Below are 26,543 nucleotides of genomic sequence, written 5' to 3'. Positions count from 1 at the left end.
CAGAGGCGAAAATAAGCTACATCGAGCGGCCTGTCAGCGGCCTGAGCGTAACGACTGGGTTTCCGTCTCGCACCCCCGTCACCTGGGACATCCACGCCCGCGACTGGCCGTCGTCGCCTCGTCGCCGCACTTGTGGTGCGACGATGGTCCCGGCGACGAAGGGACGATTCCCGTCGGCACGAGGTGGAGGCGACGATGACCGCGGCGGTGTTCGGCCACGACGGCCCGTGGACCGAAGAGGAGTACCTCGCCCTCGGCGAGACGCGGCAACGCGTCGAACTCTTCGACGGGAGCCTGCACGTGACACCGGCACCGACCCCGCGGCACCAACGAATCCAGCGGAACCTCGGCAACCTGCTGGAGGCCGCGGCCCGGCACGTCGGCCTGGAACTGCTGGAGACGGTGAACGTCCGGCTCCGGCCAGGCCGCATACCGATTCCCGACCTGGTCGTCACCGAGCCGATCGACTTCGACCAGCCCGTGATCGAGGCGCGGGACGTGCGGCTCGTGTGTGAGGTCATCTCACCGGGCAACGCGGCAACCGACAAGGTGCTCAAGATGCACTACTACGCCGCCGCGGGGATCGAGTGGTACCTGCTGGTGGAGCAGGAAACCGGCACGCTGCACCTGCACCGGCGGCAGGGTCGGCACTACCGCGAGGTGTCGGTGACCAAGCCCGGTTCCGCGCTGGAGCTGACCGAGCCCGTCCGGGCCACGATCCGGCCGGCGGATCTCGTCCCCTGACGGATGTCGGTGCGCTCGCCTAGGGTCGGGCGCATGAGCGAGCGTCGAGCGACCCATCAGGACAGCGCATGAGCGAGTTCGACGCGGCGACCGCCGCCGTACAGGCCGCTCTCGACGCGGGCGCCCGCTACGCCGACGCCCGGGTCATGCACCGCCGCTACGAGTCGATGTCGGCCCGCAACGGCGACATCGAGGAGCTGAGCCAGGACGAGAGCATCGGGCTGGGCGTACGCGCGCTCGTCGGATCGGGGTGGGGCTTCCACGCCGTACCCGATCTGTCCGACGCCGCGGCCCGCGACGCCGGCCGGCGCGCCGCGGCGATCGCCACCGCGAGCGCGCGGGTTCCCGGTCCGCCGATCGACCTGGTGCCGGCCGAGGCGGCGGTGGCGAGCTGGGCCTCGGAGTGCGCCGTCGACCCGCTCGGAGTGCCACTGTCGGACAAGGGCGACCTGCTGGTCCGCGCCACGGCGACGATGCGCGAGCACGGCGCCGACCTGGCCGAGGGGCTCTACCAGATCTGGGACACCTCGAAGTGGTTCGTCTCCAGCGAGGGCCACCGGATCGACCAGCACATCCGGGAGTGCGGCGGCGGCATCTCGGCCACCTCGATCGGTGACGGCGAGACCCAGCGGCGGTCCTACCCGAGCTACCGCGGGCAGTACGGCACCACCGGCTGGGAGCTGGTCACCTCGCTCGACCTGGCCGCGCACGCCGCGCGGATCGCCGAGGAGTCCCGCGAGCTGCTCACCGCGCCGCTCTGCCCGGCCGGCGAGACCGATCTGATCCTCGGCGGTGAGCAGCTCGCGTTGCAGATCCACGAGTCGGTCGGGCACGCCATCGAGCTGGACCGCATCCTCGGCTGGGAGGCGGCGTTCGCCGGCACGTCCTGGCTCGACCTGGCCCGCCTCGGCTCGCTGCACTACGGCTCCGAGCTGATGAACGTGACCATCGACCCGACCATCCCTGGCGCGCTGGGCAGCTTCGGCTACGACGACGAGGGCTCCCCGGCGGTCGCCCGGGACGCGGTCCGCGAGGGGCGGTGGGTCGGGGTGCTCGCCGGCCGGGACTCGGCCGCCGTCGCGGGCCTTGACTACGGCGGCAGCGTACGGGCCGACGGCTGGGCCCGGCTGCCGATGGTGCGGATGACGAACGTGGGCCTGGAACCCGGCCCGCACACGCTCGACGAGATCATCGCGGCCACCGACGACGGGGTGCTGATGGACATCAACCGGTCCTGGTCGATCGACGACAAGCGGCTCAACTTCCAGTTCGGCTGCGAGGTCGGCTGGGAGGTGAAGAAGGGCCGCCGGGGGCGGATGCTGCGCAACCCCACCTACACCGGCATCGGGCCGGTCTTCTGGCGCTCGATGGACATGCTCTCCTCGGAGACGGTCGCCTGGGGCACGCCCAACTGCGGGAAGGGGCAGCCCGGCCAGGTCGGGCACACCGGCCACCCGGCCGCGCCGGCCCGGTTCCGCGGCGTCCGGGTGGGGGTGCGGGCATGAGCGAGCGCGGCATGAACGCCGAGCTGGAGATCGCCGCCGGGGTGGTGGACCTGGTCCGGCACACGGCCGGTCCGGCCGCCGAGGCCGAGGTGCTGGTGACCCGCTCCGACCTGGCGCTGACCCGGTTCGCCAACTCGTTCGTCCACCAGAACGTGTCCGAGACCGGTGTCGCCGTACACCTGCGGTTGCACGTGGACGGGCGGACCGCTACCGGCAGCGGCAGCCGGGGCGACGCCGACGGGCTGGCCGCCCTGGTCGAGCGGACCCGGGCCGCGGCCCGGCTCGCGCCGCCCGACCCGGCCTGGCCGGGACTCACCGCCCCGACGCCTGTGCCGTCCGGCCCGGCCGTCGACGAGGACACCGCGTTCGCCTCGCCCGACGAGCGGGCCGAGCGGGTACGCGCGTTCGTGGACGCGGTCGAGGGGCTGGAGGCGGCCGGCTACTGCCGGACCTCGTACCGGTCGGGGGCGTTCGCCAACTCGGCCGGGCACACGGCTGTGGGCCGGGCGGCCGAGGCGGCGATGGACGGCATCGCGCGCGCCGGCGGCGCCGACGGGGTGGCGCGGCTCTGCGCCGACCGGCTGGCCGATCTCGACGGCGCGGCGCTCGGCGCCCGCGCGGCGGCCAAGGCGCGCGCCGCTGCGGACCCGGTCGAGCTGCCGCCCGGGCACTACGAGGTGGTGCTCGAACCGGCCGCCGTCGCCGACCTGCTCCAGAACCTGGCCTGGTACGGCTTCAACGGCAAGCGCTACGCCGAACGGCAGTCCTTCGCCGAACCGGGCACCGCTCAGTTCGACCCGGCGGTGACGGTGGTGGACGACCCGCTGCACGCCGGCACACTGCCGTTCGACCTGGAGGGCACGCCCCGGCGGGCGTTGCCGCTGGTCGAGGGCGGCACCACAGGGGCGGTGGCGTACGACAGGCGCGGCGGCGCCGAGGCGGGCGCCGGGTCCACCGGGCACGGCATGCCGGGTAGCGCGACGTTCGGCCCGATCCCGCACAACGTCCGCCTGCTGACGGGCACGGCGGGCGTGGCAGGCGCGGCCGTCGCCGCCGGACCGGTGAGCGCGGGCGTGACCGGGGCGGTGGGCGACCCGGACACCGCCGCGCTGGTGGCCGGGATGCGGCGCGGGCTGCTGGTCAGCGACTTCTGGTACACCCGCGTGCTGGACCCGAAGCAGCTCGTGGTCACCGGGCTGACCCGCAACGGGGTGTGGCTGGTCGAGGACGGCGTGCCGACCCGCGCGGTGCGCGACTTCCGGTTCACCGAGTCGTACCCCCGGGCGCTGGGGCCGGGGCGGGTGCTCGGCCTGGGCCGGACGGCGGTCCGCCAGCCTGCCCGCGTCGACGGCTCCTGGTACGAGACACCGGCGCTGCGGCTGTCCTCGTGGCACTTCACCGGCGGCGCGTCCGGGTGACCCGGCGCGCCGCCGGGCGCACCACGCCACCGGTCGGCGCACCGTTCGGCCGACCCGCCACATTGATCATGAACTGACTCTTTCCAAGCTGCGGGACACACGGGACACTGCGTTGCGCGGCCGGGCCGTGAAGATCGGCGTAACGTGTGTCACTTAGCCGCACCGGTTCGCCGGTGTGGCCTCGCGCGTGCGCAGGACGTGACAGTGACGTCAGGGAGATGACTCAGATGACAACTACGTCGGCCAGGACGCCGAGACCGCAGCCGCGGGGAGGGCGGGCACGCGCCGCCATCGCGGCGAAGACGTTGCGGACCGACAGATGGTGGATCGCCCCGCTGATCACGGTGGTGGGGCTCAGCGCGTGGGTCATCTACGCGACGGTCCGGGTCTTCATGCACAAGTGGTACTGGGTGGAGCAGTACCACTACCTGACGCCGTTCTACTCCCCCTGCGTCACCGACCGCTGTGTCGAGGGCTCCTCGCACTTCGGCCAGTTCCTGCCCGGCTGGTGGATCATCCCGGACGCGGCGCTCACCCTGCCGTTCCTGCTGCTGTTCCGGCTGACCTGCTACTACTACCGCAAGGCGTACTACCGGTCGTTCTGGCTGTCGCCGCCGGCCTGCGCGGTGCCGGACGGGCACCAGTCGTACAGCGGCGAGACGCGGTTCCCGCTGCTCGGGCAGAACCTGCACCGTTACTTCTTCTACGCCGCCGCGATCATCTCGCTGATCAACACCTGGGACGCGATCCTGGCCTTCCACTCCCCCGAGGGCTTCGGCTTCGGCCTGGGCAACATCATCCTGATCGGCAACGTGGTGATGCTGTGGGCGTACACGATCTCCTGCCACTCCTGCCGGCACATCATCGGCGGGCGGCTCAAGCACTTCTCCAAGCACCCGATGCGCTACAAGGCGTGGACCGGGGTGTCCTGGTTGAACGTCCGGCACATGCAGCTCGCCTGGATCACCCTCGGCACCCTGGCGCTCACCGACTTCTACGTGATGGCGGTCGCCGCCGGCTGGATCAACGACCTGCGGTTCATCAACTGAGAGCCTGGACATGACTGAGACGCGAATCGAACGACACCACTACGACGTCGTCGTGATCGGGGCCGGTGGCGCCGGCCTGCGCGCGGCGATCGAGGCCCGGCTGGCCGGCAAGAAGACCGCGATCATCTCGAAGTCGCTGTTCGGCAAGGCGCACACGGTGATGGCCGAGGGCGGCGCCGCCGCCGCGATGGGCAACGTGAACTCGCGCGACAACTGGCAGGTGCACTTCCGGGACACCATGCGCGGCGGCAAGTTCCTCAACAACTTCCGGATGGCCGAGCTGCACGCCAAGGAGGCGCCGCAGCGGATCTGGGAGCTGGAGACGTACGGCGCGCTGTTCGACCGCACCAAGGACGGGAAGATCTCGCAGCGCAACTTCGGCGGCCACGAGTACCCGCGCCTGGCGCACGTCGGCGACCGGACCGGCCTGGAGCTGATCCGCACGCTCCAGCAGAAGATCGTCTCGCTCCAGCAGGAGGACAAGCAGGAGTTTGGCAGCTACGACGCGCGGATCCGGGTCTTCTCCGAGACCACGATCACCGAACTGCTGCTCGACGGCGACCGCGTCGCCGGGGCGTTCGGCTACTACCGCGAGTCCGGCGAGTTCGTCCTGTTCGAGGCGCCCGCGGTGGTCCTGGCGACCGGCGGCGTCGGACGCTCCTACAAGGTCACCTCGAACTCGTGGGAGTACACCGGCGACGGCCACGCGCTGGCGCTGCGCGCCGGGGCCACGCTGATCAACATGGAGTTCCTCCAGTTCCACCCGACCGGCATGGTCTGGCCGCCCTCGGTGAAGGGCATCCTGGTCACCGAGTCGGTACGCGGCGACGGCGGCGTGCTGAAGAACTCCGAGGGCAAGCGGTTCATGTTCGACTACGTCCCCGACGTGTTCCGCAAGCAGTACGCGGAGACCGAGGAGGAGGCGGACCGCTGGTACACCGACCCGGACAACAACAGGCGTCCGCCGGAGCTGCTGCCCCGCGACGAGGTCGCGCGCGCGATCAACAGCGAGGTCAAGGAGGGCCGGGGTACGCCGGCCGGGGGCGTCTACCTGGACATCGCCTCCCGTAAGTCGGCCGAGGAGATCCGCCGCCGCCTCCCGTCGATGTACCACCAGTTCAAGGAACTGGCCGACGTCGACATCACCAAGGAGCCGATGGAGGTCGGCCCGACCTGTCACTACGTGATGGGCGGCGTCGAGGTGGACCCGGACTCCGGCGCGGCGTACGGCACCGTGCGCGGGCTCTACGCCGCCGGTGAGGTGTCCGGCGGCATGCACGGCTCCAACCGGCTCGGCGGCAACTCCCTGTCCGACCTGCTGGTCTTCGGCAAGCGCGCGGGCGGGCACGCGGCCACGTACACCGATCAGCTCACCACCCGCCCGGCGGTGTCGGTGGCGGCGGTGGAGGCCGCCGTGGAGACGGCGCTGGCGCCGTTGCAGCGGGACACCGGTGAGAGCCCGTACCAGCTCCAGCAGGACCTCCAGGTGGTGATGGGCGACCTGGTCGGCATCATCCGGCGCGAGGGTGAGCTGGCCGACGCGCTCGGCCGGCTGGCCGAGCTGCGGGAGCGGGTGGCGAAGGTCAGCGCGGTCGGCGGCCGGCGCTACAACCCGGGCTGGCACCTGGCGCTGGACCTGCGCAACATGCTCGTGGTCTCGGAGTGCACCGCGAAGGCGGCGCTGGAGCGGCAGGAGTCGCGCGGCGGGCACACCCGGGAGGACTACCCGGCGATGGACCCGAAGTGGCGGAGCATCAACCTGGTCTGCTCGCTGGACGGCGACACGGTCCGGCTGACCCACAAGCCGCTGCCGAAGATGCGGCCGGAGCTGATCGGACTGTTCGACCGGGCCGAGCTGGCCAAGTACCTGACCGACGAGGAACTCGCCGAGTTCGACGCCCTCACCGAGGAGGCGAACAACTGATGGGAAGTAAGCGCCAGTTCCGCATCTGGCGGGGCGACGAGACCGGCGGCGACCTGAAGGACTACACCGTCGAGGTGAACGAGGGCGAGGTGGTCCTCGACGTGATCCACCGGCTCCAGGCCACCGAGGCGCCGGACCTGGCGTGCCGGTGGAACTGCAAGGCCGGCAAGTGCGGCTCGTGCTCGATGGAGATCAACGGCAAGCCGCGGCTGGGCTGCATGACGCGGATGTCGACGTTCGAGGAGTCCGAGACCGTCACCGTCACCCCGCTGCGCACCTTCCCGGTGATCCGGGACCTGGTCACCGACGTCTCGTTCAACTACGAGAAGGCGCGGGAGACCCCGGCGTTCGCGCCGCCGGCCGACGTGGCGCCCGGCGACTACCGGATGCAGCAGGTCGACGTCGAGCGCTCGCAGGAGTTCCGCAAGTGCATCGAGTGCTTCCTGTGCCAGAACGTCTGCCACGTGATCCGTGACCACGACGAGAACAAGCCGGCGTTCTCCGGTCCCCGGTTCTTCATCCGGGCGGCCGAGCTGGACATGCACCCGCTCGACGCGCGCACCGACCGCCGGGAGTACGCGCAGTCGGACATGGGACTCGGCTTCTGCAACATCACCAAGTGCTGCACCGAGGTCTGCCCCGAGCACATCAAGATCACCGACAACGGGATCATCCCCATGAAGGAACGGGTCGTCGACCGCAGGTACGATCCCCTTGTGTGGCTCGGTAACAAGATCTTCCGGAGGGGTCAGGTGCCTCAGACCAGCGCGACCAGCGGGCATTCGAGCGGTGCCGTCACGTCCGGAGGGGCGCAGGGCGGGGCGCACGCGCACGGCGGCGGTTCGCACGCCGGCGGGGTGCACTCGCACGCGGGCGGCTCGCACGACAGCGCCGCCGAGCGTCAGGCCCAGCAGGGCGTCAACTGGCACCGCGAGGTGCCGCACCCGACCGCCCCGGCGGTGGACGCCAACGGCAGGCTGCCGCTGACCGAACTGACGTTCAACAAGGCCGCCGCGCCGTCGCCGTTCGGCGACGACGTGACGTTCCCGCTGCCGCCGGAGCACCTCAACTTCGCTCACCCGCAGCAGGACGAGCCGAAGCACTGAACAGCAGCGCGACGATGACGGGGGCCGGCGGCACGAGCCGCGGGCCCTCGTCCCGTTTCCGGCCGGCTGTCCGGTTCACCGGACGGCCCGGCTCGCGCCGCCGTCGTTCAGGGGGCGTCGAGCAGCGGGCGCAGCGCGGCCACGATCGGCACGTCGGCCGGCAGCCAGTCGACGCTGTCCAGCTCGGCGGCGGAGAGCCAGCGCAGCTCGGCGTGCTCCAGGGCCTCGGGCTCGTCGCCGTGCAGCAGGCGGGCGGCGTAGACGCGCAGCACGGACCGGCCGTGCGCCATCCGTACGTCCCGGCCGACACGCGCGCCGACGGCCACCCGTACGCCCAGCTCCTCGGCACACTCCCGGGCCAGCGCGTCGGTCTCGGCCTCGCCCGGCTCGACCTTTCCGCCCGGGAACTCCCATCGCCCCGCCACCTCGGGGGGCGCGGAGCGCTCGCATGCCAGCACCCGGCCACCCTCGATGATCGCCGCCCCGACGACCACCCTCGGCTCCCGCCGGTCGGCCTGCCCGCTTCCGCTAACCCGTTCGGTCCGCACGGGCCACCAGCGTGCCAGATCAATCGGCGGTTTGGGTAGCTGCGTCGGCCGTCAGGTCAGCAGAACACGGAAGTGTGGGCGTGGACACACCATCTGAGCGGCGAGAGACTAGAGGGCGTCGACTGGGACACGGGATGGCGACGATTTGGCCACAAGCCGGCAACGACGCCTGGGAGGTGCGGTGATGCGCGTGCTGTTCAGCGGCCGGGCGAAGCACGACTACCTCAGCGACGCGCTAGCCCTGCTGTCCGGATGGACGCGCGAGGGCGAACAGATCCGCCGCACGATCGTCCTCGACGACACCCAGCACGCCGCGCTCACCGAGCGGGTGGCGGTGGTCGCCGACGCGCTGCGGCTGCGCCCCGAGATCAGCCGCCGGGCCGACCGTACCCAGATCAGACTCGGGCACGACGACGGCGAGCCACTCACCGAGGGTGAGGTTCTGCTCGCGGCGCGCATCGAGGACGCGGTCCGCGCGGTCACCGAGCCCTGATCGGCTGGCACGCCCCGCCTACCCTCGGGTGCATGTCTGGCCCCACGTACGACCGCAAGGAACAGTTCCAGCAGATCCAGAGCGGGTTGCTGCCCGGTGAGCAGATCATCGCCGTCTACGACGCGGTCGGCACCGGCACCGGCTTCATCGGCCTGACCGACCGGCGCGTGATCATCCAGGACCGCTCCTTCGTCGGCAAGCGGTACGCGATCACCAGCATCCCGTACTCGAAGATCACCAGCGTGAGCGTGGTGAGCAACAAGTCCTGGGGTGGTTCGTTCTTCTCCACCGGGTCCATCGCGGTGCACGTCGGCACGCACACCTACGAGGTCGAGTTCCGGGGCGCGCAGAAGAGCCACCACGTGCACAACGTGATCCTGCACCACATCTCCTGACCCGCCTGGCACAATCGCCGCCATGCGGGGGCTGAGGGCGCGATGGCGGGCCTGGCGGGGCGAGCATCGGCGGGCCGTACGCCTGCTCCGCCGCCTCCTGGTGCTCGCCACCGCCGCCGTGATGCTGCTCGGCGCCGCCACGGTCGCCAGCGCGACCTGGGTCCGCGGCGCCGCCGAGGGCCGCCTGTTCGACGCCGCGGACGTGCCGGACACACCGGTGGCCCTGGTGCTGGGCACCAAGGTGGAGCCGGACGGCACGCCGGCGCCGTTCCTCGCCGCCCGGCTGGAGATCGCCCGCCAGTTGTACGCCGCCGGCAAGGTCCAAGTGCTCCTGCTCTCCGGCGACCACATGGACTGGGACTACGACGAGCCGGACGCGATGCGGCGCTGGCTCGTCGAGCGTGGCGTCCCGGCGGAGAAGACGGTGCTGGACCACGCCGGATTCGACACGTACGACTCGTGCGTCCGCGCGCACCGCGTCTTCGGGGTCCGGCGGGCCACAGTGGTCACCCAGTCGTTCCACCTGCCGCGCGCGGTGGCGCTCTGCCGGGACGCCGGCATCGAGGCCGTCGGCGTCGGCGACGACACCGCCCGCCGGTACGCCGACCAGTGGCGGATCAGCTCCACCCGGGAGTACGGCGCGTGCGTGAAGGCCGCCGTGGACGTGCTCACCGGGCGTGACCCGGTGCACCTCGGCCGCCGGGAGACCGGAGTGGACGACGCGCTGCGGGCTTAATCGGGTTGTCTGCTCGGCACGGCTGCTGATCTGCTGAACCCCTCGAAGCCGACCGGAGGGAGCACCGCCATGCCGAACGCTGCGAAGCCCAGCCGACCCGTCGTCACCTCATCCGAATCGAGGCTTCGTCTTGTCGTACCCCATTCCGGCGGAGGTCACTGACCTCTCGCCGCGTCGCGTCCCTTCCGCCCGGCGGGAGGGCGCGTGATGTCCGTCTTCGACGACCCCGGCCTGTTCGGCCGGCTCTGGGCCGCCACCTACGACGGCCCCGGCAATCCCGACCCGGCCCCGGCCGTCGACTTCCTCGCGCCGCTGGCCGAGGGCGGCCCGGTGCTCGAACTGGCTGTGGGCACCGGCCGGGTGGCCCTGCCGCTGGCCGCCCGCGGCCTCGCCGTGGAGGGTGTCGAGGCGTCCCCGGAGATGGTGGCGCACCTGCGCGCCAAGCCGGGCGGCGCGGACATGCCCGTCACCATCGGCGACATGTCGGACGTCCCGGTCGCCGGGCCGTACCGTCTGGTCTTCCTGGTGTTCAACACGCTGTTCAACCTGGTCTCGGAGGAGCGCCAGGCGGCGTGCTTCCGCAACGTCGCCCGGGTGCTCGCGCCCGGCGGGGCGTTCGTCATCGAGACCTTCGTGCCCGACCCGGCGGACTTCGACCGGGACGAGCAGGTCCAGGTGCGGGAGGTGACCGAGGACTCGGCCACCATCCGCCTGCACCGGTACGACCGGGCGGCGCAGACGTTCGTGCGGCAGACCGTCACCTTCGACGCCTCCGGCGTGCACCTGAAGCCGTTCGCCATGCGGTACGCCTGGCCGGAACAGATCGACGAACTGGCGGAGCGGTCCGGGCTGCGGCTCACCGAGCGGTACGCCGACTGGGACCGGTCGCCGTTCGAGGCGGACAGCCGCGCGCACATCTCCGTCTACCGGCAGCGGTAGCGCTCACGCCGAGGGGCCGGGCATCACGTCCCGGCCTCTCGGCGCGCGACTACGCTGACGACCGCCGGGCCCGGACAGGAGAGGCCGATGACAGTCTCAGTCGCCGCCATGGACGACTCGCACGCCGACTCCGTGCTGGAGATCTACCGCCTCGGCATCGCCGAGGGGAACGCCACGTTCGAGACCGAGCCGCCGGACTGGACGCGGTTCACCGCCACCCGCCTGCCCGGCCACCGCTGGGTGGCGCTCGACGAGGCCGGCGACGTCCTCGGCTGGGTGGCCTGCTCGGCGGTCTCCGACCGCTGCGTCTACGCCGGGGTGGTGGAGCACTCCGTCTACGTGCACCCGAAGGGGCGGGGTCGCGGGGTCGGCCGAGCACTGCTGGAGGCGCTGATCGCCTCCACCGAGGCGGCCGGGATCTGGACCATCCAGTCCGGCGTGTTCCCGGAGAACACCGCGAGTCTCGCGCTGCACGCGACGTGCGGCTTCCGCGTCGTCGGCACCCGCGAGCGGGTAGGCCGCCACCACGGCACCTGGCGAGACGTGACCTTGATCGAACGCCGCAGCCCTAGGATCTGACCCCCTCCCTCCTCCCGCGCCCTCGCCCCGGTGATCAAGGCGTTTGTGTCCGGTCGGCGCGGTCCGGGTGACGTAAACCCCTTGATCACCGGGTTGGTCAGGTGCCGACCAGGTGGCGGCGTACCAGGGCGTCCCGCTCCAGGATCAGGTCGACCATCTGCCAGAACTCGGCGAGCCGGGGATGGGTCAGGCCCTCCTCGCGGCTGAGCTTGCGGCCGAAGATCGGGCTGTCCCCCGCGACCTCACCACCGTTGACGAGCGTCGCGGCCGGCCCCGGCGAGCCGGCCACCGGCCCGACCCGGCAGCCGAAGGTGACGTGGTCGTCGAAGTCGTCGCGGCCCCAGCTGCCCAGGATCGCGTCGATCCAGACCTCGTGCACGCCGTCGTGGTGGTAGCAGCCACGGCGCGAACCCTAGCGAGCCCGCGTGCCGCCGCGCGTACCCGAAGGCACTTGACGGTTCCGGCGCCCAGGTGCGACGGTTAGCTACATGAGTAATGAACCGAAGAACCGGGATGGATGACGGGCGGCCGATCTTCGTCCAGATCGCGGAGCTGATCGAAAACTCGATCATCGACGGGACGCTCGCGGAGGAGACCCAGGTGCCGTCGACGAACGAGCTGGCGGCGTTCCACCGGATCAACGCGGCGACCGCCGCCAAGGGGATCAACCGCCTGGTCGATGACGGGATTCTCTACAAACGCAGGGGGATCGGAATGTTCGTGGCAACGGGGGCCGTCGAGACACTCCGGGAACGCCGCCGGCGCGAGTTCTCCGACCAGTACGTGCGGCCCCTCATCGAGGAGGCACGCAAGTTGGGCATCGGCACCGAGGAGCTGAAGAAGCTCATCGAGACAGGGGAGGAACAGCGATGAGCGTCGTGGCGGCAGCCGGCCTCACGAAGCGGTTCGGTGAGGTGACCGCTCTCGACGACGTCACCTTCACGTTGACGGGCAACAAGATCTACGGCCTCCTCGGACGCAACGGCGCCGGCAAGACGACGCTGATGCAGCTGATCACCGGCCAGAACAACGGCATCAGCGGGGACCTCACGCTCTTCGGCGAGCGCCCGTACGAGAACGAGCGGGCACTGTCGCGGGTGGTCTTCATCAAGGAGAGCCAGACGTACCCCACGACCTACCAGGTCCGGCACGTCCTGAGCCTGGCCAGGCGGCTGTTCCCCAACTGGGACGAGGACTTCGCGCAGTCCCTCGTGGACGACTTCGACCTGCCGCGCAAGCGCAACGTGCGCAAGCTGTCCCGCGGCATGCTGTCCGCGCTGGGCGTGACGATCGGACTGGCCGCACGGGCGCCGCTGACCTTCTTCGACGAGCCGTACCTCGGTCTCGACGCGGTCGCCCGGCAGCTCTTCTACGACCGGCTCCTCGCCGACTACGCCGAGAATCCGCGCACTGTCGTGCTCTCCACACACCTCATCGACGAGGTGGCCGACCTGATCGAGCACGTGCTGCTGCTCGACCGCGGCAAGCTGCTGCTCGACGCGCCCAGCGACGAGTTGCGCGGCGAGGTGATGGAGGCGTCCGGCCCGGCCGGGGCGGTGGACGAGTTCGCCGCCGCACACCGGGTGCTGCACCGCGGGCAGCTCGGCGGCGCGGTCCGCGCGTCGCTGCGCGGGTCGTTCGACAACGCCGAACGGATGCGCGCCAGGAAGCTCGGCATCGACCTGGCACCGTTGTCGCTCCAGCAGGCCGTGGTGCGCCTGACGACGGAAAGGACGAACACCCGATGACCCGCATCCTCGACGTCGCCCGGATGCACACCATCGCCCGGGTCGGCCAGCTGGACTGGCCGTGGGGCATCATGGCCATCTCGCTCGGCGTCAACCTGCTGATCTTCGCCTCGGTCGACGAGGCGGCGCCGGGCAAGAACACCACAGGCGGTCTGCTCAGCCTCTACATCGTCTGCGCGATCATCGCCGCCGCCTCGATCAGCCAGGTGTTCCCGTTCGCGCTCGGCATGGGCGTCACCCGGCGCACCTTCTACCTCGCCACAGTGCTCGTCAACGTGGTGCAGGCGGTCGTCTACGGCGTCCTGCTCTACCTGCTCAACCTGATCGAGGGCGCCACCGGCGGCTTCGGGATCGAGCTCCGGTTCTTCCGGATCCCGTACATCGACGTCGACAACGGGCTGTTGCAGATCGCCGTCTACGCGGTGCCGTTCCTGTTCCTGAACTTCCTCTCCGTCTTCGTATCCGTCTGGTACGTCCGGTTCGGCATGAACGGCCTGCTCGGCGCCGGTGCGGCGCTGATCCTGGTGACCGGCCTGCTCGTCGCGTTGATCACCTGGCAGGGCTGGTTCGGCGCCATCTGGCAGTGGCTGAGCAGCCAGCACCAGATCAGCCTGCTGGTGGGATGGCCCGCCCTGGTGGCGGCGGCGGCCGCACTCGGGGGTATGGCGGCCATCCGCCGGGCCAACGCCTGACGGTTACGCACACAGCGACCGCCGGTCCGCAGGACGCGGGCCGGCGGTCGTTTGCGCATCGGTTGTCGACCTGCCCTGGTGGAGCGTCGCCTCAGCGCCTGGTCTCGTACCTCGTCAGGAGCACACCGCCCGGGAACGTCCGGGTCTCCACCAGGGCCAGGTTCACCCAGTTGTCCAGGGCCGTGAAGAACGGCTTGCCGTCACCCACCAGAACCGGGTGGGTGACGAGCACGTACTCGTCGATCAGCCCGCCCCGCATGGCCGCAGCGGCGAGTGTGGCGCCGCCGATGTCCATCGGACCGCCGTCCTCGGCCTTGAGCCGGGTGATCTCGGTGACCGCGTCGCCGGTGACCAGGCGGGTGTTCCAGTCGACCGGCCTGGTCGTCGAGGAGAACACCACCTTCGGCATGTCCCGCCAGCGGCCGGCGAACTCGACCTGGGCCGGTGTGACGCCCGGCTGCTGGTCGGCGGTCGGCCAGTGGGAGCTCATCGCCTCCCACAGTCGCCGCCCGTAGAGCGCCGTGCCTGTCGCCCCCACCCGGTCGGACCACCACTGGAACAACTCGTCGCTCGGCGCACCCCAGCCGAGGTCGTCGCCGGGCGCGGCGACGTAGCCGTCCAGGCTCACGTTCATGCCGAAGGTCAGTTTGCGCATCGTGCCAGCCTCCCGTGGGTCGGTACTCGGCGTACAGACCAGCACGGCGTCGGCAAGACATCGGTCAGGCCACACCGAGGGCCGGCCCACGGGTGTTCCCGCGTCCGGGTGCGGGACCATGACCCCGTGGACGAGGAGACTGCGGGAGCGCCGTCGCGATGCATCGCAGGCACTGCTGTGGTGGCCGGGTAATTCCGATGACGGCCTTCGGGCGGGCAGCAAGGATGGTGCGTCGAGGGGGTGCGACCACGAATGTCTCTAACGGACGGCAGGGACCAACAGCATCGACCCGTCGCCCTGGTGACCGGTGCCGGCCGCAGCGCCGGCATCGCTGCATCGGTGGTGGTGACGCTGGCTCGGACCGGCTGGGATGTCGGCTTCACCTACTGGACCCCGTACGACGAGCGGATGCCCTGGGGAGCCGATCCCGAGGCCATGACGCAGCTCAGCAGCCAAGCCGCCGAGCATGGGGCAAGAACTGTCGCAGTCGAGGCTAACCTCGCTGATCCTCACACCACGGCTGACATCTTCGAGGCCGTGGAGCGAGAGCTGGGCTCGGTCAGCGCGCTCGTCCTCGCCCACTGCGAGAGCGTGAAATCAGGCCTGCTCGACACCAGCATCGAGAGCTTCGACCGTCACTTCGCGGTCAACACCCGGGCGAACTGGCTCTTGATTCGCGAGTACGCCCGACGGTTCCGAGGGGCACATGGCACGGGACGCATCGTCAGCCTCACCAGTGACGCTACCGTCGGCAACCTTCCCTACGGAGCCAGCAAAGGCGCTCTCGATCGGATCACCCTGGCCGCTGCTCAAGAACTGGCCCACCTCGGCGTGACCGCCAACGCCATCGACCCGGGTCCAACCGACACCGGCTGGATGACCGCAGAGATCAAGGATGCCGTCCTACGGGCCACGCCGCTCGGTCGCCTCGGACGCCCGCGGGATTGTGCGAACCTCGTCGCGTTCCTGTGCTCACCCGACGGGGGCTGGATCAACGGCCAACTGTTACGCAGCGACGGCGGCATCTCCTGACCTGTGACAACAGACCGAACTCAGACGTTGAAGCGGAACATAGACGGGCGCTCGCATGACCGGCGGCGACCCAGTCGGCAGGCTTGTCACGCCACATCTTGGGCTTACGCTGTTAGTGGCTGGTTGCCGACGTTTCACGCTGTCTTGTGCCCCCTGTGTGCCCCCGAAGGCTCTTTGGCCGCCAAGCGGCCGAGCCATCGATGCGCATTCTCCAGGCCCACTTCGTTGTCGGCTGCGCTCGTGATTCCGGTCAGATCGTCGGTAACGACTCGGCGGGCGAAGTAGTCAGCCTGCACCGCCCACCGAAACCGGAGCATGGCCAGCAAGCCGTGTTCCACCTCGGCGCGCGTCATCGTCTTGCTCTCTAGGTATGCCTCCACCAGGTAGTCCGCGTTATCGATGCCTCCGACATACATCACTGCCGACGCGAGGTCGTACAGCAGCGGACCGCTCATCGCGATACTCCAGTCGATCAGTCCGCACTCTCCCGTCTTGCGGTCGAGCCGGAATGCCTCTGGAGCCGGATCGGTGTGTAGCAGGCCCCACGACAAAGACCCGACATCAAGCGCCTCGTACCCCGCAAGGGCGGCCGCCACTGAGGGTCGAACCCAAGGACGAACTGCCAAATGTGGTGCCCGCGCATCGACCCAGTCAAACCGATCGGCATCCTTGATCGTCACGCTTCTAAGCGCTGCGTGCACTCGCGCCAGGGTTGCCCCGATCAGCCGTTGCTCGTCCGGGCTCCTGCCAAGCAGCCCGCTGCCTGCGACCCAGTTCAACAACCCGAGTGGCACTCCGTCGACATCGGCGACGACGCTTCCGTGCCTCGTCACTACCGGGGTGCCCGCCGGAACGCCTGCCGCCTCGACGTGAGCCGCGACCTCAAGGCCGCCCATGAAGGAACGGCGCGATCCCGGCGCAACCGCCTTGGCTACCCACCGTTCACCGCCCTCGGAAACGAACCACGTCGCCGAGTTCATTCCGCCGTTGTGCACCTGAACCGCCGCGTCCGCCAGTCCCCAATAGGCCGCGAGACACGCACGCAGCTTCCCGTTATCGATCACCAGCAAGAGTCAAACACCATCCACCGCAACTGGCTACGAACTTCTGACCTCACCGCGTGCCCACCTCGCCATCCCGTCTGCCATCGACCCGCCCTCCTGGGGAGCGGGCCGCCGCCCGGCCCGCCACGTCAAGCGGACCTTGACGGCTCGTACGGACGCTGGCGGGCCGGGCGGCGGTCTGCTCGGCTCGCCCGGGTCGATGGCAGGCGGGATGGCTCCCACCGCAACCACCCACGGACCGTGACCCGCCGACGGAGCCCCGGCCATCCTGGAGCCGGAGCGCCCCCGCCGGAGGCGCACTAACCGCAACCCCGCGACCGCCCCCACTTCGCCGACGCGGCCGGCGTGCCCTTCCCTACGCCGCGCGGGCTCGTGGCCGCGCGGCCCGGCCGGCTGCCGGCCCACCACCACCCGGTCAACGCCCCTGTCGTGCTGCGGCGGCCCACCGGGCTTCCCGCTGTCCGCGCCAGCCGCCGGGCATCAGGCGTGACGGCCGCAGAGCGACAGCGGCAGTGGCCGGCGCGCGCCCAGGCGGCGGCGCGTGCGGCCCGTCAAGGGCCGCCTTGAAGACGTACAGAAACTTTGAACAGCCTCGTCGGCAGTCGGCCGCATCCGTCGAGACAGTCCATGTCGGAGGTAGAGTCCGCGACCGTGGATGAGGTGACTTGGCTCAATGTCATCACCGTGCTCATTGCCCTGGGTGGCGTGGTCGTGGCGGTGCTGTCCTGGGTGGTGTCGCGTGGCTCACGTAGCGAGGCACGGCGCTCAGCCGACGCTGCCGAGGTGTCGGCAAAGGCAGCGCAGGACTCGGCCCGGGAGGCCGCCGCTATCGCGGCGATCGAGCGTGACCGGGAGCATGACCGGCTCGGCCCTGGGCGGGTACCCGGCATCGCTCTTGAGTTGGAGCCGAACCCACGCGATAGCGGTCTGCCCGAGACGCTGTTCGGCACGATCACCGTGCCTCGCGACTACCGCGTGCGCGCCGTCGCCGTACGGGGCAATTCCTCTGCGCCGATCGGCCTGGACTTGCTGCTGCATGCTGGTCGTCCCTACCGCTTCGCCATCGAGCAGATGCATCCGGATCGCGCTGAGCCCGTTGCGGAGTACGTGCTGTTCCGATTCTGGCCGCCTGCTGAGATCGATGACGTGGACACGTGGCGATGCCCCTGCGATCGACCACAAGCCGACGGGGATAACCGGCCTGGTCATTGGGAGTGGCGTGCTCCGGTTGAGTATCGACGGCCACCTACACAGGTGTTCGTGCTGCGCTGAGCCGGCGGTGACGGCAGAGCGGCTTGCGGGTTAGGTGCGAGTACCGGGGAACGACGATTGCAAGGCGGTGGCTCGTGACTCGATGAGCTGCATGCGGAGCTGCCACTCTTCGTTCGCGCTCCAGTCGCTCTGGGCCGTGATCTGGTCCGGGTGCTTCCGGTATAACAGCCCTGGCTCCGCGATGAAGTAGCCGTCGGTCACGACTGACGCGGCGATCAACAGCCCAGTGTCTTCCCCACCCGGCAGTGCCATCCAGCCGCCAAGGGCGAGGGCGAGTTCTCGCCGGATACACAGCGTGGCTGGGTGGACCGGAAGCCGGTATCCCTTACGGCGGAAGTAGTTCAGTACCTCGCCCTGGTGCAGGATGCCGCCCGGTGGGTCGGCGTGTTGCCAGCCAACCGTTGATCCGTCGGGCATTAGGTCGAGCACACTGCACGTCGTCCAGCCGACGTCGGGCCGCTTGCTGAGTACGTCGATCTCACGCGCAAGGGCGCCGGGAGCGAGCTGGTCGTCTGCGTCCAGGACTCGCAGCAGATCTCCGCCGCTGCGTGCCATAGCCATGTTGCGGGCGGTCCCTGGACCACCAGGCTTCCCTGTTCCGCTGAGAATGCGTGGGTCATCGGGAAGGGCGGCAGCAACTTTGCCGGTCCGTCCGTCCTCCTGGACCAACCATTCCCACGCCCACCCATCCGGCAACTCTTGCGAGCGGAGTGATTCGTAGGCGTCTGCCAGATAGGGAATGCTCGGGGCGTGGACTGGCGTGATCAGGGAGATCTTCACTCGGACCACCGCGCAAGCTTCGTTGTGTAAACGAACTCGGTCCGGTCGCCAGGGAGTACGACGTTCGAGACCTCCACGACGCAGTCCTTGGTGTCCACGGAGACCTTGCGAAGAACGAGCACTGAGACGCCTGGGGGCAGCTTCAAGGCTTCGGCTTCGTCTGCCGAGGGCGGCCGGGCCGTGATCTCGTCAACGATCCGGTCTAGCTCAATTCCGATGGTGAATAGCTGGTTCTGAGTACCGCCCGGCCACGGCTCGTTGTTGTCGTCGAGCAGCGCCGGGTTCTCGGCTACCACGTCATAGACCATGTAGGACGTGTTCAGGCTGAGCGGCACCCGCTCCTTGCGGGAACTAGTTCGGTAGACGCGCTCAAGCATCTTTGCGCCGACCGGAACTCCGAAGATCCGAGCCAGTTCAGCGCTCGCCGGAACCGTCCGGTACTCAGCCGAGAAGTCAAGGTCTTGCATGGTCAGTCCGGTGTCCCGCTCGGTTGCGCCTGTGCGGCGTCGCTGAGACTCGGGCAGCCGGGCTCGATCCTTCTCCCACTGATACCGCTCGGGGGATCGCCGTACTCGCTGTCGGGGGGCGCGGACGAAGGTTCCTCGGCCGTGACGTCGATCGACCAGACCTTCTGCTTCAAGCGTGTCGAGCGCCTGTCGGACGACGGGCAAGCTCACTTCATAGTCGGCTTTCATCTGCTGCTCGTTCGGCAGCTTCGTTCCAGGCGTGACCTCACCTGAATGAATCTTTTCGCGCCACTCTGCGGCGATTCGCTCCCACTTGGCCATTCTTCACACTCCTTCACGCCTGGATCCAGTTTAGGTCTTCATGAAGTCTTGACGCGACCGGACGACCGGCCGTACGTTGTCTGCACGTCTTCATGAAGACATGATGACGGTGGAGTGCGCCGACGAGCGGTGCCCCAACAGACAGGAGACGGCCTTGAAGCTGTACGTGGACACCACGAGCAAGCAGGTGACGGCGTCGAAGGACCCGGAGCCGAAGAACGACCAGAACGGCAACCAGAAGTCCGAGAAGAACACGGGCCGGCCCATGTGGTCCACGCAGGTCTTCGTGCTCGACGAGACGGGCGGCGAGGTCATCACCATCACCACGGCGGGTGAGAAGCCGAACGTGAAGGTGGGCGACTTCCTCGCGGTCGAGCAGTTGGAGGCCATTCCGTGGGCGACCAACGGGCGTAACGGCGTCGCGTTCCGGGCGGTGTCCCTGAAGCCGAAGACTGGTTCTCCGGCCAAGTAGGTCACTTCGCACGTCGTGCTGTGTGAGCCACAGGTGTCCGTGGCTTGCGAAGCGGCCTGATGGTCCGCTGATCCAACCCCATGCGGTTCCGGGAGTGTTCCTGACTCCTACGTTCCCGGTCCGGTCGTCACGACAGGTGGCGGCAAGAAGGAAATTGGCCCGGGGTCGGTACTGACTCCTACATCTGCCGACCCCGGTGCCGTCAACTCATCCGATCCCAACTGGCACTTGGGAGGACTCGTCGTGTCCAAGTCTAGCCCTCGCCGTTCCTTCGGCGGGAAGTCAACCGGAACGGTGACGGTCATTGAGGCCAGGGTTCACCGTTCCTCAGCCCGTAACGCCCGGCTCGCGTTCGTCCTGTCGGCGGTCATCGTCGGTCTTCTGTCGGCTGTGGTGGCCGCGTCCTACATGCACCCGATCCTGGCCCTGTTCCTCGGCGCGCTCGTCGGCGTGCCGGTCGGTGGGATCGCGTGGGTGCTGGTCCGGATCTGGCCGGTGCTGCGGCTGCTGTGGTGGTGGGCGATCGAGATCGTGCTCGCGGTCGCCGTGCTCACCTTCTGGGTGCAGCTCGCCAACCACACCCCGGCCGTGGTGACGCTGCTCGTGGTCACCCTGCTCGTCGGTGTCCCGGCCGCCGTGCCGGTCTGCCGCCGCCAGGTGATCGCCTGGGCGTGGTGTCTCGTGGTGAGGCATCGGCTGCGGGTGTGCTTCTCGCAGTTCATCATCGCCAACCAGTCCGGTTCGCTGCCGCTGATCCTGTGGGCTCGTCCCACGCCGGTCGGTGAGCGGGTCTGGGTGTACCTGCGCCCGGGCCTGTCGGCCAAAGACCTGGAAGGCCGCCTCGACAAGATCGCCGTGACCTGTCACGCCTCCACCGTGCTCATCGAGCGCGCCTCGGAGCGGACCGCCGCGTATCTGCGGTTCGACATCAAGCACCGTGAGGTGCTGACCGCCACTGTGGGTTCGCCGCTGGTCGACGTGATCGACCCGGACGCCCCGACGGTCGAGCAGGCACCGCTGACGGTGCCGACCGCCCTGGACCTGCCGGACGTCGACGTCCCGACGATCACCCTCCCGGCACAGGGCAAACCCGCCGGCAAGAAACCGGCCCCCACCACGACGGCCAACGGCAGCAAGCCCGCGGCTTCGTCCTCGACGCCCGAGGACGACGTTTCCGACTGGATCTGACCTTCAATTTCACCTGGGACGCGAGGAGCCCTGCGGGCTCGTTCGTGTGGTTCCTCGCGTCCACCAACCGCCCAAGGAGGGCACCGATGACCGCGATTCCCGCCCCCGCTGCTGCGGTGCCGGTGGGTCCTGGCCTGTCGATGTTCGACCCGATCTTCATCGGGATCGACGAGTTCGGCCAGCCCGTCTACATCACCCTCGCCTACCGCAACCTTCTCGCCGGTGGTGAGCCCGGCGGCGGTAAGTCCGGGCTGCTCAACTGCATCGCGGCCCACGCCGCGCTCAGTGTCGACTCCCGGCTCGTGCTACTCGACGGCAAGCTCGTCGAGCTGGGCCAGTGGGAAGACTCCGCTGATGCCTTCATCGGCCCGGACATCACCGAGGCCCTGACCGTCCTCAAGCGGCTGCAACTGGTGATGAACAACCGCTACGCCTGGCTGCGCGCCCACGGGCGCCGCAAGGTGACCGCCGACGACGGCCTGTCGGTCATCACCGTCCTGGTCGACGAGATCGCCTTCTACTCCGCCACCGTCGGCAGCAAGCAGGAGCAGGAAGAGTTCGTCGCCCTCCTGCGTGACCTGGTCGCCCGGGGCCGTGCCGCCGGTATCCCGGTCGTGGCCGCGACGCAGCGGCCGTCGTTCGACATCATCCCCACCTCGCTGCGGGACCTGTTCGGCTACCGGGCCGCGTTCCGCTGCACCACCCCAAACAGCTCGAACATCGTCCTCGGCCACGGCTGGGCCGAGCAGGGCTACACGGCCACCGACATCGCCCCCACCAACCAGGGCGCGGCCTACCTCATCGCCGAAGGCGGCGTCCCGCGCCGCATCAAGGTCGCCTACCTGACCGATGCCCAGATCGCGGGCATCGCCGACTACGCCGCCTGGATCCGCCGGCCACGCCGGTTACCGGACCAGGTTCCGGACCTCACCCGCGTCGACTTCGGGGTGGCGGCATGACCACCCGGGAACGCACCTACGCCAAGGCCAACAGCCAGCGGGCCGCGCAGTACACGGAACTGTGGATCGTCGGCCGTCCCGAGGACATCGCCGCCATGGTCCAGGTCGCCTCGGCCAGCGGCCGACTCGTCTACCTGTCCGCCCCGCGCCCGATGGGCGGCGACGACACCCGCCAACGCCGCTACTTGCGGCTGCGCACCACCCGATAAGCGGCCGACAGGACCAGGACATCGCCTGGCAGCAGTGCTGGTCCTGCCGACCTCCACCAACAGCCCCGAAAGGACGTGGCTGCCATGAAGGCTACCCAAAACCCTGCCACCGGAGTCCAGGTCACACCCGCTGACCTGCTCCGCTGCGCTGCCCTCTACCTGCGCCGGCACGGCTGGCACCAGGGCACCTACTACGCCCCCACCACCGACACCCCCACCCCGCCGGCCTGCGCCGCCGGGGCCATCGGCATCGCCACCGCCGGACACCGCGTCGAGCACTTCTCCCAGCTCGACCCGAGCGCGCTCGCCGACTACCTCGCGGCCATGGCCGCGTTCGTCGACTACCTCGACGACCACGCCCCGGTCTTCCACATCGACGAAGACGGCTACCTGCTCGACGAGCACACCTCCCCCTACTCCTGGAACGACGACCCCGCCCGCACCGCCGAGCAGGTCATCACCGCCCTCGACGCGGCTGCCGACGAGTGGGACCGCCTCCACAACCAGGGAGGCGAGAACTGATGTTCACCGTCAAGGCGTCCTTGACGCGCACCCCCTCCCGCCGCAAGCGGCGTGAAGTCGTCGAGAACAACGCGTTCGCCGCGTTCGCCCGCCGCATCATCCGCGCCCACGGCCGCCGCGTCGCCGCCGGTGACGTGGAAGCCCTCCGCGACCTCGTCGCACTGTCGGCCAACCTCGACGACGCCATCGGCGAAGCCGTCGTCGGCCTGCGGGCCTTCGGCTACTCCTGGGCCGAAATCGGCCAGCGCCTCGGCATCTCCAAGCAAGCCGCCCAGCAGCGCTGGGGAGGCCAGTCATGACCACCTACACCTACGACCCGGCCAACCCCGCCGACGAATTCCCCACCTACCCCTACCGGCTCGCCCCCGACGGCCTGGCCACCCGCCGCCAGCTCCGCGCCGCCGGACTCCGCCCGGGCGGACATCACGCGGTCGCGCAGATCCTGTGGCGTCGCGGTAAGCGCGTTGCGTACCTCTACCGCCTCGACCTCGCCGCCCCCAAACGGGTCGCGACCCCGGCCCAGCGGGCCGCTATCGCCAAAGCCCTGCGGGCTCGCCGCACCTGCCGCCACTGCGGCCAGACCAAGCCCTACTACATCCCCCGCCGTTACGGCTGCTGCCTCGACTGCCACGGAGGCGACCGATGACCTTCAACCTGTCCGACCCGTGCCTGTGGTGCATCGAGGGCAACTCGCCCGCTGGCGTCCACGACATCCTCGGCCCGGTCTACACGCCCTGCCCCGTCTGCCTCGGCCGCTGCGCCCTCTGCGAAGGCGACGGCCTCTTCCCCGCCGACTTCACCTGCCTGCCCTGCTTCCGCAACCAACTCGCCGCCCAGGGCCTGGCCCCGATCATGTGCGCCCACTGCTCCGGCGTGGTCGACCTCATCCCCCTCGACAGCATCCCGGCACCGGAGGTGACCCCCCATGCCCACCACTAACCCGCCCGCTGCCTGGCCCGCCCGCCTGGAAGGCGGCGTCCTGGTCCTCATCGTCATCTTCGTCGGCCTCGCCGCTGGGGCGGCTTCCTTCACCCACGTCCACGACTGGACCATGGCCAACAGCCCGGAAGGCACTTCCGGCTGGTTCGGCTGGGCCAACGCCGTCATCTCCGAACTCGTCCCCGTGGCCTGCCTGCTCGTCATCCGGCGTCGTAAGCGCCACGGCGGCCCGATCGGCTACCCGCTGGTCCTCCTGATCGCCTTCGCAGGCTTCTCCCTCGCCGCACAGCTCGGCGTCGCCGTCGGCCAAGTCGGCCCCTCCGGCTGGCTCCTGTCCGCCGTCCCCGCCCTGGCATTCATGGCCCTGGTCAAACTCGTCCTCGCCCCCGTCACAACCACCACCGACCCCATCGACGCCACCGACGACGTCGCCCAGCTCATCGAGGAGCCGCCGACCGTCGACATCCCGCCAGCCGCCCCGGCCGTCGTCGAGGCACCCGTCAACCCGGTGCCGATCACCCGACCCGAGGTGCCCGCGCACCTCATCCCCACCGCCCGCTTCGTCATCGGCCGCCACGAACAGAGCACCGGCCGCCCCATCACCATCGACGAACTCGCCGGACTGCTCACCATCACCCCCGACATCGCCCGGGAACTGCTGCACACCCTCAGCGGCCACACCACCGCCGTCAACGGCACCCCCGTCACTGGTGGTGCCCGATGACCATCCACGTCGTCGACATCGAGCAGGTCACCCACACCTGCCCCGCCTACCCGGACGAGCCGCACCCCTACGACACCCGACGCACCGTCATCCACGTCATCCCCGGCGGCCCCTGCCGGACCCCGGTCACCATCCGCTGCGGCCAGACGACCGCCACCATTCCCTGCCACCGGCACGAACCGGCCGCCCGCCAGTGCGGAGCCTGCCGGACCATCGTCACCCAGCACTCCATCACCAACCGGCCCGAGGTGGCCGCCTGATGGCGTCGACGCTGGACCTCACCCCCCGAGCCTCGGCCCGGGGGGTGGGCTCGAACGCCGACACCACCACCCCCGTCTACACCTACACCGCCGCCGGTTCCGCCTTCCAGCGCGCCACCCGACCCGACTACTTCGGCTGGCTCGACCACGTCCGCGCCGCCGCCGGCTGCACCCGACCCATCCGCCTCGCCGGGCAGCTCCTCACCGTCGAACCCGGCACCGGCCGCGTCCTCGACTCCCGGCACACCGACGCCATGCCCGATGCTGCCATCTACAAGGCATGCGGCAACCGCCGCGCCACCGTCTGCCCTACCTGCGCGCAGACCTACCAACGCGACGCCTTCCAACTCCTGCGCGCGGGCCTGGTCGGCGGCAAAGGCGTCCCCGAATCAGTCGCGCAGCATCCGGCGGTGTTCGCCACGTTCACCGCGCCGTCGTTCGGCACCGTCCACGCCCGAAAGGTCAAGCGGCACACCTGCCGCAACCGCCGCCGCTGCGACTGCCGCGCCGAACCCTGCCACGCCCGCCGCGACACCGGCCTCTGCCCCCACGGCCGACCCGCCGTCTGCTGGGCTAGGCACGAGCAGGGTGACGCCGCGCTCGGGCATCCGCTGTGTCTGGACTGCTACGACCACGACCACCAGGTCGTCTGGAACATCTTCTCCGGCGAACTCTGGCACCGCACCAAACAAGCCGCCGAACGCTGGCTGGCGAAACTCGCCCAACGCCGCGGCGTCCCCCGCGTCGAGATCTCGACCGCCTCCGGCAACACCCGGAAGGTCGCTCCGGTGCGGCTGTCGCCCGGGAAGGTCGCTGAACTGCAAGCGCGGGGAGCGGTGCACTTCCACGCCATCGCCCGCCTCGACGGCGTCGACGGCCAGGACCCCGACAACGTCGTGCCCCCGCCGGCCGGGTTCACCGTCGACGACCTCGTCGACGCGCTGCGCCACGCCGCCCGGCAGATCGCCTTCCACACCCCGCCCCACCCCGACCGGCCCGAGGGCTGGCCCATCGCCTGGGGCGACCAGGTCGACCTGGAACCGATCGCCACCGACGGCTCGGGGGAGGTCACCGATGGCATGGTCGCGGGCTACCTTGCCAAGTACGCCACCAAAAGCACCGAGGCCACCGGGCACACCTCCACCCGCCTGACCGCCGACACGATCGGGGACTACGCCGACCCCGACGGCGACCACACCGCCCGCCTCATCGACGCCTGCTGGCGCATCGGCCGACCAATCCACACCCCGGCCCCACTCTCCGAGCGGTCCCGGGAACCCCGGCCACGGCCCGGCTTCGTCCAGCGCTGGGAATGCCCCGACTGCGGCACCCACACCCGCTACGCCGCCTGCCCCACCTGCACGGCTGCGCGTCAAGCCGCCCTTGACACCGAACCGACGAAAACGGCGACAGCCAACCCGTACGCCCGGCTGCGCCGATGGGCGCACATGCTCGGCTTCGGCGGCCACTTCCTCACGAAAGCCCGCCGCTACTCCGTCACCTTCCGGCTCCTGCGCGACACCCGCGTCACCTTCCGGCGCCACGAACACCAGAACCACGAACACTCGGCCACCGCCGCCGGACCACCCGTCGAGCAGGTCGACGAAGACACCACGCTCATCGTCGGCACCCTCACCTTCGCCGGAGTCGGCTGGCACACCACCGGAGACGCGCTCCTCGCCAACACCGCCGCCGCCCTCGCCCGCGAGCGACACGCCACCGGCCGCGAAGAACTCGCCCACGAACTCGGCACCACCCCGGCCGGTATCGCGTCGGCCGCATAGCTGACGACAAGGAGGAGAC

Annotated in this window: 33 protein-coding genes; 27 read left to right on the top strand and 6 right to left on the bottom strand. The window is 69.9% G+C overall.

Features of this window, described 5'->3' with window-relative positions; all coding sequences use genetic code 11:
- The first annotated feature begins 195 nt into the window (after positions 1-195).
- The 6 genes from BFV98_RS23685 to BFV98_RS23660 all read left to right on the top strand — a co-directional run bounded on the left by BFV98_RS23685 (position 196) and on the right by BFV98_RS23660 (position 7,746).
- Positions 196-744, top strand: coding sequence for a Uma2 family endonuclease (locus BFV98_RS23685; RefSeq protein ID WP_071098970.1), 549 nt, complete (start codon positions 196-198; stop codon positions 742-744).
- Positions 745-812: 68 nt separating this feature from the next.
- Positions 813-2,249, top strand: a complete 1,437-nt coding sequence (locus BFV98_RS23680) for a TldD/PmbA family protein (RefSeq protein ID WP_013288447.1) — start codon at positions 813-815, stop codon at positions 2,247-2,249.
- Entirely contained in the window at positions 2,246-3,667 is a 1,422-nt protein-coding gene (locus BFV98_RS23675; protein ID WP_071097827.1) for a TldD/PmbA family protein, read from the top strand. The genes BFV98_RS23680 and BFV98_RS23675 overlap by 4 nt, the downstream gene beginning before the upstream one ends.
- 227 nt (positions 3,668-3,894) lie before the next feature.
- On the top strand, positions 3,895-4,716 hold the full coding sequence (locus BFV98_RS23670; protein WP_013288449.1) for a hypothetical protein: 822 nt from the start codon (positions 3,895-3,897) through the stop codon (positions 4,714-4,716).
- Between the two features lie 10 nt (positions 4,717-4,726).
- On the top strand, positions 4,727-6,640 hold the full coding sequence (locus BFV98_RS23665) for a fumarate reductase/succinate dehydrogenase flavoprotein subunit (protein WP_071097825.1): 1,914 nt from the start codon (positions 4,727-4,729) through the stop codon (positions 6,638-6,640).
- Positions 6,640-7,746: a succinate dehydrogenase/fumarate reductase iron-sulfur subunit gene (locus BFV98_RS23660; RefSeq protein WP_013475224.1), complete on the top strand. Its 1,107-nt coding sequence runs from the start codon at positions 6,640-6,642 to the stop codon at positions 7,744-7,746. The genes BFV98_RS23665 and BFV98_RS23660 overlap by 1 nt, the downstream gene beginning before the upstream one ends.
- A 107-nt stretch (positions 7,747-7,853) precedes the next feature.
- Here BFV98_RS23660 and BFV98_RS23655 read toward each other — a convergent pair whose 3' ends face one another.
- Positions 7,854-8,294, bottom strand: coding sequence for a (deoxy)nucleoside triphosphate pyrophosphohydrolase (locus BFV98_RS23655; RefSeq protein WP_174361743.1), 441 nt, complete (start codon positions 8,292-8,294; stop codon positions 7,854-7,856).
- Positions 8,295-8,478: 184 nt separating this feature from the next.
- Here BFV98_RS23655 and BFV98_RS23650 point away from each other — a divergent pair, with 184 nt between their 5' ends.
- The 5 genes from BFV98_RS23650 to BFV98_RS23630 all read left to right on the top strand — a co-directional run bounded on the left by BFV98_RS23650 (position 8,479) and on the right by BFV98_RS23630 (position 11,436).
- The gene (locus tag BFV98_RS23650) at positions 8,479-8,787 is read left to right on the top strand and encodes a 4a-hydroxytetrahydrobiopterin dehydratase (RefSeq protein ID WP_013288453.1); all 309 of its coding nucleotides are present in this window, start codon (positions 8,479-8,481) and stop codon (positions 8,785-8,787) included.
- A gap of 32 nt (positions 8,788-8,819) precedes the next feature.
- The gene (locus tag BFV98_RS23645) at positions 8,820-9,182 is read left to right on the top strand and encodes a PH domain-containing protein (RefSeq protein ID WP_013288454.1); all 363 of its coding nucleotides are present in this window, start codon (positions 8,820-8,822) and stop codon (positions 9,180-9,182) included.
- A gap of 22 nt (positions 9,183-9,204) precedes the next feature.
- Positions 9,205-9,918 carry a vancomycin high temperature exclusion protein gene (locus tag BFV98_RS23640; protein WP_013288455.1) on the top strand — a complete coding sequence of 238 codons (714 nt, stop codon included), beginning with the start codon at positions 9,205-9,207 and terminating at the stop codon, positions 9,916-9,918.
- 207 nt (positions 9,919-10,125) lie between these two features.
- Positions 10,126-10,857, top strand: coding sequence for a class I SAM-dependent methyltransferase (locus BFV98_RS23635; RefSeq protein ID WP_013288456.1), 732 nt, complete (start codon positions 10,126-10,128; stop codon positions 10,855-10,857).
- A gap of 87 nt (positions 10,858-10,944) precedes the next feature.
- Positions 10,945-11,436: a GNAT family N-acetyltransferase gene (locus BFV98_RS23630; protein ID WP_013288457.1), complete on the top strand. Its 492-nt coding sequence runs from the start codon at positions 10,945-10,947 to the stop codon at positions 11,434-11,436.
- 97 nt (positions 11,437-11,533) lie between these two features.
- Here the strand turns inward: BFV98_RS23630 and BFV98_RS23625 are convergent, their stop codons facing one another.
- Entirely contained in the window at positions 11,534-11,815 is a 282-nt protein-coding gene (locus BFV98_RS23625; RefSeq protein WP_053065509.1) for a hypothetical protein, read from the bottom strand.
- Positions 11,816-11,949: 134 nt separating this feature from the next.
- Here BFV98_RS23625 and BFV98_RS23620 point away from each other — a divergent pair, with 134 nt between their 5' ends.
- Genes BFV98_RS23620 through BFV98_RS23610 form a run of 3 tightly spaced genes read left to right on the top strand, consistent with a single transcriptional unit; the run spans position 11,950 to position 13,876 of the window.
- Positions 11,950-12,309: a GntR family transcriptional regulator gene (locus tag BFV98_RS23620; RefSeq protein ID WP_013288459.1), complete on the top strand. Its 360-nt coding sequence runs from the start codon at positions 11,950-11,952 to the stop codon at positions 12,307-12,309.
- Positions 12,306-13,184, top strand: a complete 879-nt coding sequence (locus BFV98_RS23615) for an ATP-binding cassette domain-containing protein (RefSeq protein ID WP_013288460.1) — start codon at positions 12,306-12,308, stop codon at positions 13,182-13,184. Before BFV98_RS23620 ends, BFV98_RS23615 begins: the two co-directional genes overlap by 4 nt.
- Positions 13,181-13,876, top strand: a complete 696-nt coding sequence (locus BFV98_RS23610; RefSeq protein ID WP_013288461.1) for a hypothetical protein — start codon at positions 13,181-13,183, stop codon at positions 13,874-13,876. Before BFV98_RS23615 ends, BFV98_RS23610 begins: the two co-directional genes overlap by 4 nt.
- A gap of 91 nt (positions 13,877-13,967) precedes the next feature.
- Here BFV98_RS23610 and BFV98_RS23605 read toward each other — a convergent pair whose 3' ends face one another.
- Positions 13,968-14,531, bottom strand: a complete 564-nt coding sequence (locus tag BFV98_RS23605; RefSeq protein ID WP_013288462.1) for a dihydrofolate reductase family protein — start codon at positions 14,529-14,531, stop codon at positions 13,968-13,970.
- Positions 14,532-14,831: 300 nt separating this feature from the next.
- On the opposite strand from BFV98_RS23605, the gene BFV98_RS23600 reads away from it, so the two are divergent.
- Positions 14,832-15,563, top strand: coding sequence for an SDR family oxidoreductase (locus BFV98_RS23600; RefSeq protein ID WP_255368216.1), 732 nt, complete (start codon positions 14,832-14,834; stop codon positions 15,561-15,563).
- A 134-nt stretch (positions 15,564-15,697) separates the two neighbouring features.
- Here BFV98_RS23600 and BFV98_RS31590 read toward each other — a convergent pair whose 3' ends face one another.
- Positions 15,698-16,627: a phosphotransferase enzyme family protein gene (locus BFV98_RS31590; RefSeq protein WP_013288464.1), complete on the bottom strand. Its 930-nt coding sequence runs from the start codon at positions 16,625-16,627 to the stop codon at positions 15,698-15,700.
- Positions 16,628-17,278: 651 nt separating this feature from the next.
- Here BFV98_RS31590 and BFV98_RS23590 point away from each other — a divergent pair.
- The gene (locus BFV98_RS23590; RefSeq protein WP_143025350.1) at positions 17,279-17,899 is read left to right on the top strand and encodes a hypothetical protein; all 621 of its coding nucleotides are present in this window, start codon (positions 17,279-17,281) and stop codon (positions 17,897-17,899) included.
- A gap of 30 nt (positions 17,900-17,929) precedes the next feature.
- Here BFV98_RS23590 and BFV98_RS23585 read toward each other — a convergent pair whose 3' ends face one another.
- Both BFV98_RS23585 and BFV98_RS23580 read right to left on the bottom strand, forming a co-directional pair.
- Positions 17,930-18,679, bottom strand: a complete 750-nt coding sequence (locus BFV98_RS23585) for a glycosyltransferase (RefSeq protein WP_244879679.1) — start codon at positions 18,677-18,679, stop codon at positions 17,930-17,932.
- A complete protein-coding gene (locus BFV98_RS23580; RefSeq protein WP_013288466.1) occupies positions 18,676-19,467 on the bottom strand; it encodes a GntR family transcriptional regulator in 792 nt (263 codons plus the stop codon). The genes BFV98_RS23585 and BFV98_RS23580 overlap by 4 nt, the downstream gene beginning before the upstream one ends.
- Before the next feature lie 154 nt (positions 19,468-19,621).
- On the opposite strand from BFV98_RS23580, the gene BFV98_RS23575 reads away from it, so the two are divergent.
- The 11 genes from BFV98_RS23575 to BFV98_RS23525 all read left to right on the top strand — a co-directional run bounded on the left by BFV98_RS23575 (position 19,622) and on the right by BFV98_RS23525 (position 26,524).
- Complete coding sequence (locus BFV98_RS23575; protein ID WP_041799353.1) at positions 19,622-19,939, top strand: hypothetical protein; 318 nt, start codon at positions 19,622-19,624, stop codon at positions 19,937-19,939.
- Positions 19,940-20,233: 294 nt separating this feature from the next.
- The gene (locus BFV98_RS23570; protein WP_041799117.1) at positions 20,234-21,127 is read left to right on the top strand and encodes a hypothetical protein; all 894 of its coding nucleotides are present in this window, start codon (positions 20,234-20,236) and stop codon (positions 21,125-21,127) included.
- Positions 21,128-21,213: 86 nt separating this feature from the next.
- The gene (locus tag BFV98_RS23565) at positions 21,214-22,086 is read left to right on the top strand and encodes an FtsK/SpoIIIE domain-containing protein (RefSeq protein ID WP_013288469.1); all 873 of its coding nucleotides are present in this window, start codon (positions 21,214-21,216) and stop codon (positions 22,084-22,086) included.
- Positions 22,083-22,295: a hypothetical protein gene (locus BFV98_RS23560; RefSeq protein ID WP_013288470.1), complete on the top strand. Its 213-nt coding sequence runs from the start codon at positions 22,083-22,085 to the stop codon at positions 22,293-22,295. Before BFV98_RS23565 ends, BFV98_RS23560 begins: the two co-directional genes overlap by 4 nt.
- Positions 22,296-22,379: 84 nt before the next feature.
- Positions 22,380-22,817, top strand: a complete 438-nt coding sequence (locus BFV98_RS23555) for a hypothetical protein (RefSeq protein WP_013288471.1) — start codon at positions 22,380-22,382, stop codon at positions 22,815-22,817.
- Complete coding sequence (locus tag BFV98_RS23550; RefSeq protein WP_013288472.1) at positions 22,817-23,116, top strand: hypothetical protein; 300 nt, start codon at positions 22,817-22,819, stop codon at positions 23,114-23,116. The genes BFV98_RS23555 and BFV98_RS23550 overlap by 1 nt, the downstream gene beginning before the upstream one ends.
- A complete protein-coding gene (locus tag BFV98_RS23545) occupies positions 23,113-23,463 on the top strand; it encodes an RRQRL motif-containing zinc-binding protein (RefSeq protein WP_013288473.1) in 351 nt (116 codons plus the stop codon). Before BFV98_RS23550 ends, BFV98_RS23545 begins: the two co-directional genes overlap by 4 nt.
- Complete coding sequence (locus tag BFV98_RS23540) at positions 23,460-23,756, top strand: hypothetical protein (RefSeq protein WP_013288474.1); 297 nt, start codon at positions 23,460-23,462, stop codon at positions 23,754-23,756. Before BFV98_RS23545 ends, BFV98_RS23540 begins: the two co-directional genes overlap by 4 nt.
- A complete protein-coding gene (locus BFV98_RS23535) occupies positions 23,743-24,480 on the top strand; it encodes a hypothetical protein (RefSeq protein WP_013288475.1) in 738 nt (245 codons plus the stop codon). Before BFV98_RS23540 ends, BFV98_RS23535 begins: the two co-directional genes overlap by 14 nt.
- Positions 24,477-24,740: a hypothetical protein gene (locus tag BFV98_RS23530; protein WP_013288476.1), complete on the top strand. Its 264-nt coding sequence runs from the start codon at positions 24,477-24,479 to the stop codon at positions 24,738-24,740. The genes BFV98_RS23535 and BFV98_RS23530 overlap by 4 nt, the downstream gene beginning before the upstream one ends.
- Positions 24,740-26,524 (top strand): replication initiator, encoded by a 1,785-nt coding sequence (locus BFV98_RS23525; RefSeq protein WP_071097822.1) that lies wholly within the window; start codon positions 24,740-24,742, stop codon positions 26,522-26,524. The genes BFV98_RS23530 and BFV98_RS23525 overlap by 1 nt, the downstream gene beginning before the upstream one ends.
- Positions 26,525-26,543 lie beyond the last annotated feature (19 nt).

It is taken from the genome of Micromonospora sp. WMMB235 (assembly GCF_001855515.1).
In the GTDB taxonomy this organism is placed as follows: Bacteria; Actinomycetota; Actinomycetes; order Mycobacteriales; family Micromonosporaceae; genus Micromonospora; species Micromonospora aurantiaca.
Note: the sequence above shows the minus strand (reverse complement) of the source record. Positions and strands in the feature narration are given on the sequence as shown.

Coding starts and splice junctions, on each gene's coding strand:
- BFV98_RS23685 (WP_071098970.1), top strand. CDS start 196: ATGACCGCGGCGGTGTTCGGCCACGACGGCCCGTGGACCGAAGAGGAG.
- BFV98_RS23680 (WP_013288447.1), top strand. CDS start 813: ATGAGCGAGTTCGACGCGGCGACCGCCGCCGTACAGGCCGCTCTCGAC.
- BFV98_RS23675 (WP_071097827.1), top strand. CDS start 2,246: ATGAGCGAGCGCGGCATGAACGCCGAGCTGGAGATCGCCGCCGGGGTG.
- BFV98_RS23670 (WP_013288449.1), top strand. CDS start 3,895: ATGACAACTACGTCGGCCAGGACGCCGAGACCGCAGCCGCGGGGAGGG.
- BFV98_RS23665 (WP_071097825.1), top strand. CDS start 4,727: ATGACTGAGACGCGAATCGAACGACACCACTACGACGTCGTCGTGATC.
- BFV98_RS23660 (WP_013475224.1), top strand. CDS start 6,640: ATGGGAAGTAAGCGCCAGTTCCGCATCTGGCGGGGCGACGAGACCGGC.
- BFV98_RS23650 (WP_013288453.1), top strand. CDS start 8,479: ATGCGCGTGCTGTTCAGCGGCCGGGCGAAGCACGACTACCTCAGCGAC.
- BFV98_RS23645 (WP_013288454.1), top strand. CDS start 8,820: ATGTCTGGCCCCACGTACGACCGCAAGGAACAGTTCCAGCAGATCCAG.
- BFV98_RS23640 (WP_013288455.1), top strand. CDS start 9,205: ATGCGGGGGCTGAGGGCGCGATGGCGGGCCTGGCGGGGCGAGCATCGG.
- BFV98_RS23635 (WP_013288456.1), top strand. CDS start 10,126: ATGTCCGTCTTCGACGACCCCGGCCTGTTCGGCCGGCTCTGGGCCGCC.
- BFV98_RS23630 (WP_013288457.1), top strand. CDS start 10,945: ATGACAGTCTCAGTCGCCGCCATGGACGACTCGCACGCCGACTCCGTG.
- BFV98_RS23620 (WP_013288459.1), top strand. CDS start 11,950: ATGGATGACGGGCGGCCGATCTTCGTCCAGATCGCGGAGCTGATCGAA.
- BFV98_RS23615 (WP_013288460.1), top strand. CDS start 12,306: ATGAGCGTCGTGGCGGCAGCCGGCCTCACGAAGCGGTTCGGTGAGGTG.
- BFV98_RS23610 (WP_013288461.1), top strand. CDS start 13,181: ATGACCCGCATCCTCGACGTCGCCCGGATGCACACCATCGCCCGGGTC.
- BFV98_RS23605 (WP_013288462.1), bottom strand. CDS start 14,531: ATGCGCAAACTGACCTTCGGCATGAACGTGAGCCTGGACGGCTACGTC.
- BFV98_RS23580 (WP_013288466.1), bottom strand. CDS start 19,467: ATGGCCAAGTGGGAGCGAATCGCCGCAGAGTGGCGCGAAAAGATTCAT.
- BFV98_RS23565 (WP_013288469.1), top strand. CDS start 21,214: ATGACCGCGATTCCCGCCCCCGCTGCTGCGGTGCCGGTGGGTCCTGGC.
- BFV98_RS23560 (WP_013288470.1), top strand. CDS start 22,083: ATGACCACCCGGGAACGCACCTACGCCAAGGCCAACAGCCAGCGGGCC.
- BFV98_RS23555 (WP_013288471.1), top strand. CDS start 22,380: ATGAAGGCTACCCAAAACCCTGCCACCGGAGTCCAGGTCACACCCGCT.
- BFV98_RS23550 (WP_013288472.1), top strand. CDS start 22,817: ATGTTCACCGTCAAGGCGTCCTTGACGCGCACCCCCTCCCGCCGCAAG.
- BFV98_RS23545 (WP_013288473.1), top strand. CDS start 23,113: ATGACCACCTACACCTACGACCCGGCCAACCCCGCCGACGAATTCCCC.
- BFV98_RS23540 (WP_013288474.1), top strand. CDS start 23,460: ATGACCTTCAACCTGTCCGACCCGTGCCTGTGGTGCATCGAGGGCAAC.
- BFV98_RS23535 (WP_013288475.1), top strand. CDS start 23,743: ATGCCCACCACTAACCCGCCCGCTGCCTGGCCCGCCCGCCTGGAAGGC.
- BFV98_RS23530 (WP_013288476.1), top strand. CDS start 24,477: ATGACCATCCACGTCGTCGACATCGAGCAGGTCACCCACACCTGCCCC.
- BFV98_RS23525 (WP_071097822.1), top strand. CDS start 24,740: ATGGCGTCGACGCTGGACCTCACCCCCCGAGCCTCGGCCCGGGGGGTG.